Origin of the sequence: Paenibacillus sp. FSL M8-0212, assembly GCF_038004645.1 — a bacterium.
Classification (GTDB): Bacteria; Bacillota; Bacilli; order Paenibacillales; family Paenibacillaceae; genus Paenibacillus.
This window is the reverse complement of sequence record NZ_JBBORP010000001.1, coordinates 3,400,238-3,419,454: the sequence shown is the minus strand read 5'-3', so window position 1 is coordinate 3,419,454 and position 19,217 is coordinate 3,400,238. Positions and strand designations below refer to the sequence as shown.

The 19,217-nt window shown below is 53.6% G+C and carries 1 protein-coding gene; it reads right to left on the bottom strand.

Annotation, left to right across the window (positions count from 1 at the left end; all coding sequences use genetic code 11):
* Positions 1-216: 216 nt before the first annotated feature.
* The gene (locus MKX68_RS15040; protein WP_340912617.1) at positions 217-19,215 is read right to left on the bottom strand and encodes a non-ribosomal peptide synthase/polyketide synthase; all 18,999 of its coding nucleotides are present in this window, start codon (positions 19,213-19,215) and stop codon (positions 217-219) included.
* Positions 19,216-19,217 lie beyond the last annotated feature (2 nt).

The following is a 19,217-nucleotide window of genomic DNA, read 5'->3' as shown; positions in this document are numbered from 1 at the left end:
CTGATTTGGACATAGGAACATTAACTATACGTTCATAAACAAAGGGTCCTGATGACAACTGTCATCAGGACCCTTTGTTACATAACTTAAATACTTTTGTCAGGTGATAAAAAAGTCGTGAAACTACCACAATTTTTCATTACCACTTCCTCAATATACCGAATGTCGCATATAACGTGCTTAAATGATCCATTTCCACCCAAGCCGGGTAAGGGATTAGAAAATAATATTAATAGCCTCTAGCTCATCTTGCTCCTGTTCGGATTGCCCGTTCAGGGAAATATCCTTTAACAGCACCGAAGGCTGTTCGCCAATTTGGTTGATGATCACGAGCAGGTCCTGAGCAAAATTGTCGATCAGATTGCGCGTAAACAACTTGGTTGCATATTCAAACTGCCCGTTCATTCCCTCATCCAGCAACGAAATGACCAAGGTAAGGTCAAATTGGGAAACCGCATGCAATTCCGGATAAGATTCGATCTGGATATCCCCGAAGCTTTGAACGTTATCTTCCTTCGTTTCCAGCGCAAACATGACATCGAATACAGGATTGCGGCTTTGATCGCGCGGCACCTGCAGCTTTTTCACGAGTTCTTCAAACGGATAATCCTGATGGTCGTAGGCCCCCAGCATCGTTTCTTTGACTTCGTTCAAGTAAACAAGGAACGTCTTCTCCCCGGATGGATAATGTCGAATCGCCAAAGTGTTGACAAACATTCCGATGAGCGGCTCCAGGTCGGCATGTGTGCGGCCCGAAACCGGTGTGCCTACAATGAAGTCTTCTTGTCCCGAGTACTTGCTGAGCAGGATTGAATAGGCCGCCGATAACACCATATATAGGGTAGCACCGTTCTCATCGGCAATGCGCTGCAAGCTGTCGGTCATCTTCTTGTCGATACTGAAAGGCAGCACATCTCCCTCAAAGCTGCGAGCGGCAGGTCTGACAAAGTCCGTAGGCAACTCAAGCGTTGGCAGTTCACCTTCCAACATGTCCAGCCAGTAGGCTTCCTGGCGTTTCAGCCGTTCTTTTACAGGCTCGGACTGCTGCCAAGCGGCGAATTCCTTGTATTGAATCCGAAGTGGTTCCAGTGTCTCACCGTTATACAGGCGTAGCAGCTCTTCGATGAAGATACCCATCGACATGCCATCCGTGACGATATGATGAATGTCCAGCATAAGCAGATGACGTTCCGCTTCCCATTCAACTAAGCCCACACGCAGCAGCGGCGGCCGCTCCAAATCAAAGACACGTACGAAGGCATCCGCAATGCTTTTCGTTTCACTTTCCGTCGCTTTTGTATACTCGACGGCAAACTCCAAGTCCGAATAAACCCGTTGTACCGGTTCACCGTCGACCATTTCGAAGCCAGTTCGCAAAACTTCGTGACGAGCGATTAATAATTTGAGCGCCGCCTCGAATTGATTCCGCTCCAAGCGCCCGACGAGAACCGTCATGCCGGACATGTTGTAGCTAAGTTCGGCGCCTTCCATCTGCTGCTGGATGTAAAGCCGCTTTTGCACAGAGGAAAGCGGGTAATACTCCCTTTTATCCAGAACCGGAATGGAAAGGAACTCCTGCTGCTCCAATCGGCTAATCACTTCAGCCATCGCTTCAATAGTCGAGTACCGGAATACATCGCGCAGTGGCAGGTCCACGTGCAGCTCCTTGTGCACCTTGCTGACCAGCGTCGTCGCCCGCAGCGAGTGACCGCCGAGGTCGAAGAAGTTGTCCGTCACACCAATCTTAACTGACCCAAGCACGTCCTGCCAGATGGAGACCAATTTCGTCTCCAGATCGTTGCGCGGCGCCACGTATTCGCGCCCTGCACTTGCTCCCTCTTCCGGCGCCGGCAGCGCTTTCCGGTCGATTTTCCCGTTTGGTGTCAGAGGTAAATGCTCCAGTTCGACGAAATACGACGGGATCATGTAACCCGGCAGCTCGCTGGAGATCGCTCGTTTCAGGTCGGCCGCCGTCAGTTCGATATCCGTTGTGTAGTACGCGCACAGCGCCTTTTGCCCGTTCGCATCACTTCGAACCAGCACCACCGCTTCGCGTATACCTACCACCCGCAGCAACTGCGACTCAATCTCACCCGTTTCGATCCTGTAGCCCCGGATTTTCGCTTGATTGTCAATCCGGCCGATGAAATCCACGTTGCCGTCCTCCATCCACCGCGCCAAATCTCCCGTGCGATACAACCGCTCACCCGCGGTGAAAGGGCTGTCTACAAACTTCTCTTCCGTCAGCTCTGGACGGTTCAAGTACCCACGTGCTACGCCAACGCCGCCGATGACCAGCTCGCCCAGCACACCGACGGGTACGGGATTCAGATGTGCATCCACGATGTAAAACTTCGCATTCAACCACGCTTTGCCAATCGGCACATGGCCTGTTTGCGGCAGTTTCGCCAACTCCTCGTCATAGAAACTGGAGTCAATTGCCGCTTCCGTCACACCGTAGGCGTTAATAATGCGGAACGACGAGCCAAACCGCTCCTGCAAGGTACGGTAATCCGCTACACTGCAGCTGTCCGAGCTTGTGATCAACAGTTCCATCGCGCATAACTCCAGCCCCTGCTCATGCACGTATTCCATAAACGGTACGATCAGTGCTGGTGTTGATTCAAAGATCGACACTCGCTCCCGCTCTATCCAGTAGTGCAGACGAGACGGATCAATCCGATCGTCCTTCGGTACAATGACCATGGTGCCGCCATTGTACAACGTGCGAGCAATATCGCCCACAAACACGTCAAACGAGAAGCTGGCGAGTTGCAGTAGCCGAACTGGGAACTGATCCATCCGGTATTCCCGTCGGTAGCCCGCTGCCGTGTTCACCAGGCTGCGGTGCTCAATCATCACGCCTTTTGGCTTGCCCGTCGTTCCCGACGTGTAGATGACGTACGCCAGATCCTTCGGACGGGCTTCATGGAAGCTGTCCATACCGACAACATCAACATCATTTGGATGACTCTCGCCACCACCGTTCACAGCCCCCGTTAGCTTGCCGTTGACTGGATTGGGAGCACTGTTGGAGCCTTGGCCAAAGTCCATTGGCACATTGCTCCGTTCCTCGCTGTATGACGTTTCGTCGTCGAGATACAGCACCTTCGCCAGTGCCAGTTCCTCTTCACCGAGCCAGGCTTCGGCACGCTCTCGCAGCGGCGTTTGCGTAAGCAGCACCTTCGCTCCGCTGTCTTCGAGCATAAACCGCACGCGGTCCGCCGGATAATCCGGATCAAGCGGTACATACGCCCCTCCCGCTTTCCAGACGGCCATCACGGCCACCAGCAAATCGACCGAACGCTCGGCGAGAATGCCAACAATCTCCTCTCGGCCAATGCCGCTTCCGCGCAGCGTAGCCGCCAAGCGATTCGCCCGCTCGTTCAGCTCCGCATACGTCAGCCGATCGTTCTCGTATACGACGGCTTCCGCTTCCGGCGTGTGTTCCACCTGTTCCTCGAACAGTCGATGGAACGCTGCCATAGGAGCCTCTTCCGGTTGCGCCGGGTTAAACGCGCCGACAATTTCTTCTTTTTCCGCTAGTGTCAAAATATCCAACTCGGAAATCGTCGCCGACGGGTTGCGGAGAATGGATTCAAGCAGCTGCAAGTAGTGGGCAGCCAACTTCTCCACCGTTTCGGTTTTGTATAGAGCCGTGGCGTATTCAAACAGATATTCCAAACCATCCTCAATCTCCGTAACGTCCAAGCTAAGATCGAATTTGGAAACAATTTCTTCGCTGACATACGTCGACAGATGCAGTCCCGGAAGCTGGATTTCCACATTTTCTGTATTCTGCAAAGCAAACATCGTATCAAACAGTGGATGACGGCGTAAATCACGAGCCACGTTTACCTTATCCACCAGTTCCTCAAACGGATAATTCTGATGTTCAAAAGCACCCAGCGTTGTCTCCTTGATCTCCTTCAAGTATTCAAGGAACGTCTTACCGGCAGCCGGGTAACTGCGGATGGCCAATGTATTAACAAACATCCCGATCAGCGGTTGAACGTCGCTATGATTTCTGCCCGCAATCGGCGTACCAACCACCACGTCTTCCTGACCTGAATATTTATGCAGAAGCACGTTATATGCCGCAAGCAGAACCATGTAAAGCGTTGCGCCGTTCTCAGCTGCAAGCCGTTTCAGACTTTCGCTTTTCTCAATATTCATAAACAATTGCAGCGTGCGGCCCTCATAGCTCTGCATAGCCGGGCGCGGATAGTCCGTCGGCATTTCCAGAACTGGCAGTTCTCCGCGGAACATGTCAATCCAGTAGGCTTCCTGCTTGGCAAGCTGCGTTTTCTGCTCATCCGAATGCTGCCATACTGCATAATCTTTGTACTGAATGCGGAGTGGCTTGAGCGGCTCCCCGCTGTACAAGTGCACAAACTCTTCGATCAGTACGTCCATTGAAACGCCGTCCGATACGATATGATGTGTATCGAACATCAGGATGTGCCGGTCCGGCGCGAGTTCGGCAATGCCCACCCGCAGAAGTGGCGGCTTCGCTAGATCAAACGCACGAACGAATTGGCGCACCGTTTCTTCCGCCTGCTCCCCGCTGATCTGCACATATTCCACCTGGAAGGTGACATCTTCGTAAATTCGCTGAACCGCTTCGCCTTCAACCATCTCAAAGCCCGTACGCAGCGTTTCATGACGAGCTACAAGCCCGCGGAATGCTTCTTCAAACCGCTGCCGGTTGAGCTGCCCTTCGAGCAGCATGGCTCCCGGTATGTTGTAGCTCAGCTCGCCTCCTTCCAGCTGGTTCAAGATATAGAGACGTTTCTGCGCGGAAGAGAGCGGATAATACTCGCTAGGTTCCGCAGCCGGAATAGCCGTAAACGAGCCAACCTCTAACCGCTCCATAGCCACAGCCATTTCCTCAACTGTCGAGTAGCGGAATACGTCGCGAAGCGGGAATTGGGCGCCCAGCTCCTTATGCATTTTGCTGACAAGTGTTGTCGCCCGCAGGGAGTGTCCTCCGAGGTCGAAGAAGTTGTCCGTTACGCCTACCGCCTTCTCCCGAACAAGCACTTCCTGCCAAATGGCGGCCAATTTTGCCTCCAGTTCGGTGCGCGGCGCCACGTATTCGCGGCCTCCGCCTGCTCCCCCTTCCGGCGCTGGCAGCGCCTTCCGGTCAATTTTCCCATTCGGCGTTAGAGGCAATTGCTCCAGTTCGACGAAATACGACGGAATCATATATCCCGGTAGCTCGCTGGAGATCGCCCGTTTCAAATCTGCCGCCGTCAAGCCTTTTTCCACTGTATAATAAGCGCACAACGCTTTCTGCCCTTCTTGATCTTCCCTGACAACAACGACCGCTTCCTTCACGCCACCTACACTCAGCAGCTTTGCTTCGACTTCGCCCGTCTCGATCCGGTAGCCCCGAATTTTTGCCTGGTTATCGATCCGGCCGATGAAGTCCACGTTGCCGTCCTCCATCCACCGCGCCAAATCTCCCGTGCGATACAACCGCTCACCCGCGGTGAAAGGGCTGTCTACAAACTTCTCTTCCGTCAGCTCTGGGCGGTTCAAGTACCCGCGCGCTACCCCGACTCCGCCGATAACCAACTCGCCCAACACACCGACGGGTACGGGATTCAGATGTGCATCCACGATGTAAAACTTCGCATTCAACCACGCTTTGCCAATTGGCACATGGCCTGTCTGCGGCAGTTTCGCCAACTCTTCGTCATAGAAACTGGAGTCAATTGCCGCTTCCGTCACACCGTAGGCGTTAATGATGCGGAACGACGGTCCGAACCGTTCCTGCAAGGTCCGGTAATCTGCCACGCTACAGCTGTCCGAGCTTGTGATCAACAGCTCCATCCCGCTTAACTCCAGCCCCTGCTCATGCACGTACTCCATAAACGGTACGATCAGCGCCGGCGTTGATTCAAAGATCGTCACTTGCTCCCGCTCTATCCAGTAGTGCAGACGAGACGGATCGATCCGGTCGTCCTTCGGTACAATCACCATGGTACCGCCGTTGTATAACGTCCGCGCAATGTCGCCCACGAACACATCAAACGAAAAGCTTGCGAGCTGTAAAAGCCTTACCGGAAACTGATCCAACCGGTATTCCCGTCGGTAGCCCGCTGCCGTGTTCACCAGGCTGCGGTGCTCGATCATTACACCCTTGGGCTTACCCGTTGTTCCCGACGTGTAGATGACGTACGCCAGATCCTCCGGACGGGCTTCATGGAAGCTGCCCATACCGACAAAATCAACATCATTTGGGTGACTCTCATTACGGTCGTTCACAGCACCCGTCAGCTCGCCAGAGACCAGACCTGAAACCATGCTGGAGCCAAGCGGTGTATTCGCTCGATCTTCGCTGTATGACGTTTCGTCATCGAGATACAGCACCGTCTCCAGTGCTAGTTCCTCTTCGCCGAGCCAGGATTCGGCACGCTCTCGCAGCAGCGTTTGTGTCAGCAGTACCTTTGCTCCACTGTCTTCCAGCATGAACCGCACCCGGTCTGCCGGATAATCCGGGTCGAGCGGTACATACGCCCCGCCCGCTTTCCAGACGGCCAGCACGGCCACCAGCAGGTCTACCGAACGCTCGGCGAGAATACCAACAATCTCCTCCCGGCCGATGCCGCTTGCACGCAAAGTTGTCGCCAAGCGATTCGCCCGCTCGTTCAGCTCCGCATACGTCAGCCGATCGTTCTCGTACACGACGGCTTCCTCTTCCGGTGTGCGTTCCGCCTGTTCCTCGAACAGTCGATGGAACGCTGCCACAGGAGCCACTTCCGGCTGCACCGGATTAAACACGCCGACAATTTCTTCTTTTTCCGCCGCCGTCAAAAGCTCTAACTCATGTACACGAACATTCGGATTAGCCGCAACCTGCTCCAATGCACGGGCAAAATGACCGTGGATCTGCCTGATGTCTTGCTCTCTGAATGTCAGTGCATTGTACGTAAACCGCAGCAAAATATGCTCTTCCGGAATGACGGTAATGTCCAGATCGTAGTTCGTTTGTTCCGGCGATTGGATATTAGCGATTTTCAGCGCTCCTTGTCCTCCGCCGACAACCTGCTCAATCTGTTCTTCCATCGGATAATTTTCAAAGACCATAATATGGTTGATCAAGTCACTCTTTTGCTCGCTCAGCGACTGAATTTCGAACAGCGGGAACGTTTCGTAAGCTCCCGATGTCAGCGCTTGATCCTGGGTTTTTCTCAAAATATCGGCTACCGTTTCCTCGGCTTTGCCTTGAATACGGACGGGGATCGTATTAATAAACAGGCCGATCATACTTTCGATGCCTGGAATTTCCGCCGGACGCCCGGATACAACGGAGCCGAACACGACATCCTCGCTGTTGTTGTATATCTGTAGGACCAGTCCCCATACAGTCTGCATAAACGTGTTGAGTGTCACCTGTTGCTGGCGCGCCACACGCTCAATTTGTCCAGTCAGTCCTTTGCTGAGTTCCACATCAATTTCAGCCATTTCAAAAGCATGCTGTTTCAGCTGCGTTCTCTCCTGCGGCAGCTTGGTCTGCTGATCGTAACCCGCCAAATACTCAGACCAGTAACCCGAAGCTTTCGCTACATCTTGAGCTTCCAGCCATTCGATATACCGAGAGTACGAGGTAACCGGAGGAAGCTCCAGCGTCCGCTGCTCTTGGAACGCAAAGTAAGTGTCGAACACTTCCTTGATCATGAAGGACATGCACCAACCATCCATCAAAATGTGATGATGACTCCAGATCACATGGTAGGACTCGTCGCCTGTGCGCAAAACGGTCACACGCATAAGAGAGTCTTGGGCCAAATCAAACTTGTTCGCTTTATCCGCGCTGACAAAATCGGCTATTGTCTTCTCCGGATGTTCATCTCTTGCCGAGCGAATATCTTCAAAATACACTTCACACTTCCGCTCGCGGAATACCACTTGAATCGGCTCGTCTCTCCAGCCGGTAATAAAATTGGTCCGGAGCGCCTCATTTCGCTGTACCAGCGTATCCAATCCGCGGGTGAAGGCTTCCACATTCAGGCTTCCATACAGATCGAAGGTCACCTGTTCGAAGTAAGCTTCCGAATCGGCATCCAGCAAGCTGTGGAACAACATCCCTTTTTGCAATGGAGTCAGGGTGTATACATTCTCCAGTTCGCCGAGTGCCGCCGTATGTTCGGACAGCCGCTCCAGTTCCTCCACCGTCACATCTTGAAGCAGCACATCACTAGGCGTAAGCTCCGGCCGCTCTTTTGATACGCAATGGCTGATGACTTCACGCAAACTCGATTCAAGCAAGGTGCCCAGGCGTTCAACCGTCTCCCGTTGATACTGGGTTTCCCCATAACGGATCGTGAGTTCCAACACACCTTCCGACACCATACCGTTGATATCGAGGACATAATCCATCACAGCATTTGGGCTTGAATCGGAGCCCGGACTGAACGGAGACGGCTGCGAGCCACTACTTTCGTAATCCTGGTCGAATTGACCCAAATAGTTAAAACTGATCTCCGGCTCCAAAGCAAAACGCTCGCCGTCATGCGGCGCCGACAAATAACGCAGGATGCCGTAGCCGATTCCTTTGTTCGGAATGTGGCGCAAGTTTTCTTTCACCTGTTTCACCTGATGACCGAGCGCCTGGACGTGACCCGGCTCCAGAACGACAGGGAATTGGCTTGTAAACCAGCCTACCGTGCGCGTAATGTCCACATCCGGCAAAAGTTCTTCCCGACCGTGGCCTTCGAGATTCACCAGCACGCGTTCCCGACCGCTCCAAGCTTGTACCGCGAGGCCAAGCGCGGCAAGAAGCAAATCGTTCATTTCCGTATGGTAAGCACGGTGTGCCTGCTTCAGCAGCTGTTCGGTTTCCTCCGCCGTCCAGCGGACGGTCACGAGCCCGCTGTCCTTCAGCTTGGCTGTGCCTTGTTCAAAATCTTTCGGAAGCGGCTCATAGGTCAATTGCTCGATATGCTGCCAATACGCTCTCTCGCTTTCCATCGCCGGACCGTTCGCATAATCAGCGAGCTGTTTCGCCCACGTTTGGAATGAATCCGTTTTGAGCGGCAGACGGATCGGCTGCCCTTGCAGCGCCTGCTCATAGGCGGCAGCAAAATCCTCAAGCAGAATCCGCCAGGATACGCCGTCTACGACCAAGTGATGGATTGCGATGAGCAGGTGGTCGCCGTCGTCACAGCGGAACAAACCCAGCTTCACCAGCGGACCGTTTTCCAGATCAATGCTTGCTTGAATGTCATTTGCCTTAGCCTCTACCGCTTCTTTCACGTCGAGGGTTCCCTTGAAATCGACAACCTCCAGATCGAACAGCACTTCGTTCTCCCCGGCGCCTCGGTTCCAGGCGGTATAACCATTCTCGGTTTGACGATAAACCGTACGAAGAGCATCGTGATGCACGATAAGCTGACACACCACTTGGCGTAAAGCTTTTTCATCAAACCCTTGCTTGGAGAACTGCATGATCGCCTGGTTGCTGTGATGAACGTCGGCCGGATTTTGTTCAAAGAACCAGCGCTGAATCGGGGTCAGGATCACCTCTCCCGTCACTTCGGATTGGCTTGCCGTTCTCTCCGCTGTTTGCAACCGCAAACTAAGGGCGGAAATCGTCGGGTAATGGAACAAATCTTTCATGACCAGCTTGTACCCCGTTTGCAAAAGACGAGAAGATACCTGTAAAGCTTTAATTGAATCCCCACCAAGCGCAAAGAAATTATCCATGGTGCCAACCTGATCCACGCCTAACACTGACTGCCAGACCAACGCGAGTGCTTTCTCGGCAGGAGTACGCGGCGCCGTGTATGCAGCCTCGGCACGAATGCTTCCTTCCGGCACAGGTAACGCTTTACGGTCGATCTTGCCGTTCGGTGTAAGCGGTAGTTGATCCAGACGCATGATGCGCGAAGGTACCATATGAGAAGGCAGTACGGCGTCCAGATGGGCCACAAGCCCTTCCAGATCAAAGCTGGAATCCACAACGACATACCCGCACAAATATTTCTGCCCCCGCTCGTCCGTCCGGTCGATGACAAGCGCTTGACGCACCTCGGCAACATTTTTCATGGCCGCTTCGATCTCACCAAGCTCGATCCGGTAACCGCGAATTTTCACCTGATTGTCGATTCGGCCGATGAAATCTACGTTGCCGTCAGGCATCCAGCGTGCCAGATCACCCGTCCGGTACAACCGCTCCCCAGCGGTGAATGGGCTATCTACGAATTTCTCCGCCGTCAAATCCGGGCGGTTCAAGTAACCGCGGGCCACACCCGCTCCACCGATAACCAGCTCGCCGAGCACCCCGATCGGCACCGGCTTCAGATTTGCATCCACGATGTAGAACTTGGCGTTCAGCCACGCTTTCCCGATCGGCACGCTGCCCGTGTTCGGCAACTTCTCCAGCGGCTCGTCATAGAAGCTAGAGTCAATCGCTGCTTCCGTTACGCCGTAGCTGTTAATAATACGGAACTGCGAGCCAAAGCGCTCCTGCAAGGTGCGGTAATCTGCTACACTGCACGCATCCGAGCTTGTGATCAGCAACTGCATCGAGCTGAGGTCCAGACCCTCGGTATACACATGCTCCATGAACGGCACAACCAGCGCAGGAGTTGATTCGAACACTGTCACGGCGTAGTCGCGAATCCAGCCATAGAGGCGGGTTGAATCAATTCGGTCTTCCTTCGGCACGATGACCATAGTTCCACCGTTGTACAGCGTCCGTGCAATGTCACCAACGAACACGTCAAACGAGAAACTGGCAAGTTGCAGCAGTCGGATCGGGAACTGATCCAGACGGTAGTCCCGCCGGTAGCCCGCCGCCGTGTTCACCAAGCTGCCGTGTTCCACTGCCACGCCCTTCGGACGGCCCGTCGTACCGGAGGTGTAGATGACGTAAGCCAGATCACCTGGCTTGTTAACATTTGCCGGATTTGATGCGAGATCCGCCACTTGTACGTTCTGCTCAGCTTCTGCCGTGGCAGAAGTTTCGACAGCAGCCGTTGCCACTTGCGCCAAAGCCTCCGCCTCTGCCCCCGCTTCGCCCAAAGCTTGTACGCCTACAGCTGTTTCCGCCGCGCCGAGGCTGTACGTCGTGGCGTCATCAAGTGCAAGCACTGTTTGCAGCGTTAGAGCTCCGTCGCTGCGCCAAGTTTCCGCCTGCTCCAGCAGGCAGGTCTGCGTAAGCAGGACCGATGCCCCGCTGTCCGCGAGCATATATTCGATCCGCTCCGCTGGATAGTCGGGGTCAAGCGGTACATAAGCACCGCCAGCTTTCCATACGGCGAGTACCCCGATCAACAGCTCCGCTGAACGGCCGGCCAGAATGCCGACCACCTGTTCCGGCTTCACCCCGCGTGCCCGCAGTACATACGCCAAACGATTCGCTTTGGCGTTCAGCTCCGTATACGTCAGCTTGCTGTCTTCGTAGACAACCGCCAGCGCTCCCGGAGTGCGCTCCACCTGCTCCTCGAATCGCTCGTGGAACGTTCTCCCTCTCCACGACTCATCCGCTTCCAGACCTGCACCCTCTGTGGCGGATTGCTTTACCAGAGCCGAAGACGACACGTCAAACCCGACCAATAAATTATCCTTTTCGCTGTCCGTCAATATATCCAAATCCGAAATCCGCGCACCCGGCTGAGCCAGGATCGACGCCAAAATCTGCTCGTAATGACCCGCCAGCCGTACCATCGTGTCCTGTCTAAACAACGAGGTAGCGTACTCGATCTTGCAAACCAACTCGTTACCCTCTTCCACGATGTCCAAGCTAAGATCAAACTTTGCCGTCTTTTCCTCGATGTCATACAGTGACCATTGCAAGCCTTCAAGAGTTAAATCCAGGCTTTCGTGCTTTTGCAAAGAAAACATGGTGTCAAACAGCGGATTTCGGCTTAAATCCCGGCTCACCTGAAGAGCTTCTACCAGCTCCTCAAACGGATAGTCCTGGTGCTCGTAGGCTCCAAGTGTCGTTTCCTTCACTTCCTGCAAGTAATCCAGAAACGTCCGCTCTGCCGTCGGACCCAAGCGAAGAGCCAGCGTATTGACAAACATGCCGATTATCGGCTGCACGTCGGCGTGAGAACGAGCGGCAATCGGAGTGCCGACTACGATATCTTCCTGTCCCGCGTATTTATGCAGCAATACGGAGTACGCAGCCAGCAGAAGCATGTACAACGTTGCCCCCGAATCGCTGGCAAGCTGTTTGAGAGCTTCGCCTTTCTCCGCATCTAGCCTAAACGTGAGCGTTTGACCGTCAAACTGCTGAACGGCTGGACGGGAGTAGTCAAGAGGCAGCTCAAGAACCGGAAGCTCGTAGCTGAATACCCCGCGCCAGTATTCTTCCTGTCGTTTGATGCGTTGACGCTGTTCCTCGGATTGCTGCCAAACGGCGTAATCCTTGTATTGAATCCGCAGCTCCGGCAATTCTTCCCCATTGTACAGCCGCACAAATTCGCGTAGCAGCACATCCATGGAAAGGCCGTCGGAAGCAATGTGATGCATATCCAGCGCGAGCAGGAATTTTTCTTTCTCCAATCCAATCAACAGGGCGCGCAGCAAAGGCGGCTGGGTCAAGTCAAAAGGCTGAATGAAGCCTTCGAGAATGGCTGCAACCTGGTCTTCGCTTGCTTGAATCTTCTCGACTTTGAAAGCGACGAGCGGATGAATACGCTGAACCGGCTCCCCATTCATGATTTCAAAACCGGTGCGAAGCATATCGTGCCGGGCCATCAAAGTAGTCAGCACATCTTCTACTTTGGCCTCGTTCAAAGCGCCTTCCAATTGTAAGGCGCTTGGAAGGTTATAATTCAGCTCCAAGCTATCCAGCTGATGCAGGACGTACAGCCTTTTTTGTGCAGAGGAAACCGGATAGTACGCTTTCTCTTCCGCTTTTGGAATCGAGCTGTGCTGCGATTCTTCCAAGCTGGCAATAGCCCCTGCCATCGATTCTACCGTCATATAACGGAACACATCGCGAAGCGGAAATTCCACGTTCATTTCCTTCCGAATCTTGCTGACAAGGTTTGTCGCCCGCAAGGAATGCCCTCCGAGCTCGAAGAAATTGTCCAGGACCCCAATGCCGGAGTTGCCCAGAACTTCCTCCCATATCTTCACAAGCTGGGACTCCGTAAGGTTACGAGGGGCTACGTATTCAACGCCCGTTTGCAGGCTACCTTGCGGCTCCGGCAGTGCTTTGCGGTCCACTTTGCCGTTGGACGTCAGTGGCATGCGTTCCAGCTGCACGAAGTACGACGGGATCATATATCCCGGCATTCCCTGGGCCAGCGAGGTTCTCATTTCGCTAACCGTCAGCGTCCGGTCCGCCACAAAGTAGGCAACAAGCGCCTTTTCGCCCCCGTTGTCCTGACGGGCGAGCACCACCGCTTCTTCCACGCCCTCCACGTTCAGCAGTTGGGTCTCAATTTCGTCCAACTCGATTCGGTACCCGCGGATTTTGACTTGATGGTCGATTCGGCCGAGGTATTCAATGTTGCCGTCCGGCAGCCAGACCGCCAAGTCACCCGAACGATACAGTTTCTCCCCCTCCGCAAACGGAGAATCAACGAACTTTTCCGCCGTCAAATCCGGGCGATTCAGGTATCCTCTCGCCAGGCCTTCCCCGGCCACGTACATTTCGCCTGCTACGCCGATCGGAACAGGACGACGGTTTCCATCCAGAACGTACACGCTCAGCGTCGGGATCGGCTTGCCGATATTACTCTTCGCCGCCTCCATCTCGATCCATGTAATTTCCTTATACGTTACGTGAACCGTCGTTTCGGTAATACCGTACATATTGATCAGCTTTGTCTCTGGGTACTTCGTCTTAAAACCCTTGAGCAACAGCGGGCTGAGCGCTTCGCCACCGAAGATGACGTTGCGAATCCTCAGATCGTACGCATGGTCCGCTAAAACCTCACGCAGCAGTTGGTAGAAATATGTTGGCGTCTGGTTCAAGATCGTGACCCGTTCGCGGCTCAGCAGTGCCAGGAATTCGGCCGGATTTTTCGCCGTAAGCGGCGGTACGATAACCAGCTTTCCTCCATTCAGCAGCGCTCCATACATCTCCCAGACGGAGAAATCGAAGCAGAATGAGTGGAATAACGTCCACGTGTCAGACGGCCCAAAGTCGAACAGGTTCTTGTCGTTGAACAAAAGGCGCACAACGTTTTTATGCTCGATCAACGTGCCTTTGGGTTTGCCGGTCGTTCCCGATGTGTAGATGACATAAGCCAAGTTACCCGGGCCAGAAATTGGCTCCAGATTCGAAGCGTCCAACTCACCAGCGGATTCCGCCCCTTTGTCGTCCCAAACGAAATCGTCCAATTCAAGGCGCGTTCCTGCGAAGTCGGTCTTCTCATGCAAATGCTTTTGAATCAGCAATAACGGTGCGCCCGAATCCTCAATCATGAAGCGAATGCGTTCCTCCGGGTAGTCGGGATCGACAGGCACGTAGGCTCCGCCCGCTTTGAGAATCGCCAGAATGCCGACGACCATATCAAGCGAACGTTCGGCCAGAATCGCTACCAACTGATCCGTTTCAACTCCTGTCTCCCGTAGTTTACGCGCAAGGCGGTTGGATCGCTCGTTCAGTTCGTGGTAGGTCAACTGCCGCTCATTCATGACCGCGGCCACGTTATCCGGGTAAAGCTTCGCCTGCTCTTCAAACAAGCCATGAATCGTCTGCTGACGCGGGTAGTCTGCCTCCGAATCATTAAAACCGCGCACCAGTTCACGGATTTCCTGCTCCGTTAGCATTTCCAGTGAAGCAATATCCCCTTCCGGCGCTGTTGCGATAGTTTCGAGTAGCTTGTCATAATGTCTGGCGAACCGCTCCGCAGTCTCCTGTTTATACAAAGCCGTAGCGTACTCCAACCGGCATTCGAGCTGACCATCCAGCTCCGAAATATCCAGAAGCAGCTCGAACTTGGACGTTCGGTTTTCCAACGGATAAAACGATTGCTCCAGCCCCTCGATGACAATTTGCTCATTCTCCGTATTTTGCAGGGAGAAGAACGTATCAAAGAGCGGATTCCGGCCGGTCGCGCGAGGAATGTGAAGACTTTCCACCAAATCTTCGAACAAATAATTTTGGTTTTCAAAAGCCCCGAGTGTGATTTCCTTCATTTCTTCCAAATACTTAAGGTACGGCTTGGAACGCTCCGGCTGGCTGCGAATGGCAAGCGTGTTGATAAACATACCTACGATTGGCTGCACTTCTTCCTGCGTTCTTCCGGCAATCGGCGTTCCCACGATCAGATCTTCCTGACCCGAATATTTATGCATAAGGATCGAGTAAGCAGACAACAGCACCATGTACAGGGTCGTGCCCGTCCGTGCGGCCAGTTCTCTCAGCTTCTCCGTCCGTTCTTTCCCAATATCAAACTTCACGGTCCGGCCGTCAAAACTTTGCACCGCCGGCCGCGGGAAGTCCGTCGGAAGTTCCAATACAGGCAGCTCGCCCGTCAGCTGTTCCAGCCAGTACTCCTTCTGCGGCTGGATCAACTGCCCGTAGGCTTCGGAATGCTGCCAAACGGCATAATCTTTGTATTGAATACGCAACGGAGCCAGCTCCTCACCCCGATACAGGCGGCTGAACTCGTCGAAAAGCAGCGCTGTCGAGATGCCATCCGAGACGATATGGTGCATATCAAACAGCAGAATGTGGCGATCCTCGGCGACTTCGATCAGGCCGATGCGAAGAAGTGGCGGCTTGGTCAGATCAAATGGGTGATAGTATGCTTCCACCACATGGTCCACTTCTCCCTCGCTCGCCTGGAAATAGTCTACAGCAAACTCCACCTCGTCATAGATGCGCTGCACAAGCTCACCTTGAACCTGCTCGATCCCGGTACGCAGCGTCTCATGGCGCTGAATCAACGCCCGGAACGCGTACTCTACGCGCGTGCGGTCCAGCTTGCCTTCGAGAAGAAGCGCCGCCGACATATTGTAGCTACGCTCGGCCGCGTCAAGCTGGCGCAGGACGTACAGACGCTTTTGCTCGGATGAAACCGGATAGTACTCGGCCTCTGCCGCCTTTGTAATCTCATACGTTTCTTGCTGCTTTAAACCGCTAATTTTTTGGGCAAGCTGTTCGACCGTGGTGTAGCGGAAAACGTCCCGCAGTGGAACCTCGACTTGCAGCTCTTTTCGAATCTTGGAAACAAGCGCGGAGGCCCGCAAGGAGTGACCACCCAGGTCAAAGAAATCGTCTTGGACTCCAACTCGCACAATACCCAGTACCTGCTGCCAAATAAAAGCAAGTCTTGTTTCCAGCGTTGTGCGAGGAGCCACATACTCACGGCCGGCTTCTATCTCTCCGGTCGGTTCAGGCAGCGCTTTACGGTCAATCTTGCCATTTGGTGTGAGCGGAAGCTGATCAAGAGACACCAGTCGGGCCGGGACCATATGGGCCGGCAGCTCTTGCTTCAATTGGGACAGCAGATCGCTCAGCTGCAAGGAAACATCCCCCGCCACGTAACCGCACAAATACTTTTGCCCCTGCTCATCCGTACGGTCAGTCACCACAGCCTGCTTGACCCCCGGGAAACGCAAAAGGGCCGTTTCAATTTCGCCGAGTTCGATCCGGAACCCGCGAATTTTCACCTGATAGTCGATCCGGCCGATGAAGTCAACGTTGCCGTCTTCCAGCCAGCGGGCCAAATCTCCTGTCCGATATAGACGTTCGCCAGGCACAAACTGGCTGTCTGCAAACTTCTCGGTGGTTAGGTCCGGACGGTTCCAATACCCGCGCGCTACCCCGGCGCCGCCGATGACAAGCTCACCCGGAACCCCTACAGGAACCGGTTTTAACCCTGCATCGACAATGTAAAACCGGGCGTTCAGCCAGGCTTTGCCGATCGGCACATGACCCAACGATGGCAGCTTGTCCAACGCCTCATCGTAAAAGCTGCTATCAATGGCCGCTTCGGTAACGCCGTAGCTGTTGATGATGCGAAATTGTCCGCCGAATCTTTCCTGCAGCAATCGGTAATCGGTTACACTGCAAGCATCCGAGCTGGTAATCAGCAACTGCATGGAGCTGACGTCCAGCCCTTCTTCATAAATATGCTGCATGAACGGCAGGATAAGCGCAGGTGTCGATTCAAATACCGTAATGTTTTGGTCCCGAATCCATCCGTATAAGCGGTTCGGATCAATCCGGTCATCCTTTGGCACAATTACCATCGTGCCTCCGTTATACAGCGTCCGCGCGATGTCTCCAACGAACACGTCAAACGAGAAGCTCGCCAGTTGCAGCAACCGCACCGGGAACTGATCCAACCGGTACTCACGGCGGTACGCATCCGCCGTATTCATGAGACTACCATGCTCAATCATGACGCCTTTTGGGCGTCCCGTCGTACCCGAGGTGTAAATCACATAAGCCAAGTCTTGCGGGGCACTATTAGCAGATTCAAATTCCACGGCTGAGGTATCCCCGTTATACATCTGTTCATCGTCCATCGCATAGACAGCTTGAAGCTTCAGTCGGTCATCGGCCAACCAACCTCCGGCCCCCTCCAACAGATGACGCTGCGTAAGCAGCACCGATGCTTCGCTATCGCTGAGCATGTACTCAATCCGCTCCGCCGGATAATCGGGGTCCAGCGGCACATAAGCTCCACCGGCTTTCCATACGGCGAGCACACCAACCAGCAGTTCCACCGAGCGCTCCGCCCAGATCCCCGTAATCGTCTCCCTTCCCACGCCCTGTTCACGAAGGAGCGCAGCCAGTCGCTCGGCGCGTTCGTTCAATTCGCCGTAAGTCAGCTGTTTGTCCATGTAAACAACTGCCGGGTGATCCGGAATGTCTCGGGCAAACTTTTCGACATACCGATGAAACGCTATTCCCTCGCTCAGTGCTGCCACCGGCGGGTTAAACACGTCCAGAATACGGTGTCTCTCCTCATCGCTCAACAGAGAAATCTCATGCACCCGCAGTTCGGGAGTCTCAAGAAACTGGTCCAGAACGGTTACATACTGTTCCATAATGCGGTCAATCTCGGTCGTCTCGAACAGGCCGGTACGATAGGAAGCATGGAGAATGACATGGCCTTCATTCAGCATATGGTCGAAGCGCAGCAGTAGATCGTCCATCTCGTGCCTAGCAAAGTGAGCCTCCAGACGCACCTTGATTTCTTCGTACTCCACGATTTTCAAAGGCAGATATTCCAGAGACGTGCGGAACAGCTCCGAAAGATCGTTGCGGCCGTGTTGTTCACGTAAATCCTGGATCAATTGGTTATAAGGATACTTCTGATGTCGCAGATCCGCCGTATTTTCCTTGGAAACCGTTTGGATCAAGGAAAGCACGGACCCATCTGGATTCAGATTAATCCGCGTAGCCACGGTGCTGACGAACATACCGATCGTTTCTTTTTCCTTCTTGCTGGTGCGATTGGCAAAAACCGTGCCGACCGGAACATCGGTGCTGTCGGTCAGCTTACACAATAAGACGTACATGGCGGACAAAAATAACGTATATAAACTGACCTGATATTGTTCGCTAAAAGCCAGAATGCGGTCATACTGGGAACCATCCAAAGTGATGGAACGTTTATTCGATTCGCTGCCAATCGAGAATGGCGGAACCGATTTAATGCCGCTCGTTTCAGGCAAAGTGTTGTACTTGGTCAGCCAGTATTCCTTGCCTTTTTGATAACGCTGCGATTGCTCATATTCATGTTCAGTTGAAATATAATCCAGATAGGAAGGGGCCTGGTAACTGCTGGAGATGCCTTTGCGCAGTTCCAGGTATTTTTCCATCACCGCATGCAGCAAAGCAGTGACGGACAAGCCATCAGCAATGATATGATTTACAGTCAAATTAAGCCATACTTGGCCGTTTGCAAAATGGATCATCGTGAATTGATAGAGGTGTTCGTCGAACACACTGGCCGGTTTTTCGGTTACTTCTTTCACCCAAGCATAGAATTGTTCGGTTGTGCCTATTTCGAGGTGGCTTATCCTGGCTTGGACATTCTCCAGCTCTTCGAACCACTGCGTTGGATTTTGCATATCCCCGCTAATGCGGATTCGGAAAGCGTCATAGGTTTTGACAATCTCTGCCGCCGCTTGCTCAAGCAGCTTGGTGTCGATCTCGCCTGTAATCTGATAGGTCGCGGAAAGCATCGTGATGGATGTGCCCGGATTCATAATTTCCATGAACCATATCCGGCGCTGGGCTTGCGTTAATCCATATTGCTTGTTCGTATTCTCTCTCACAT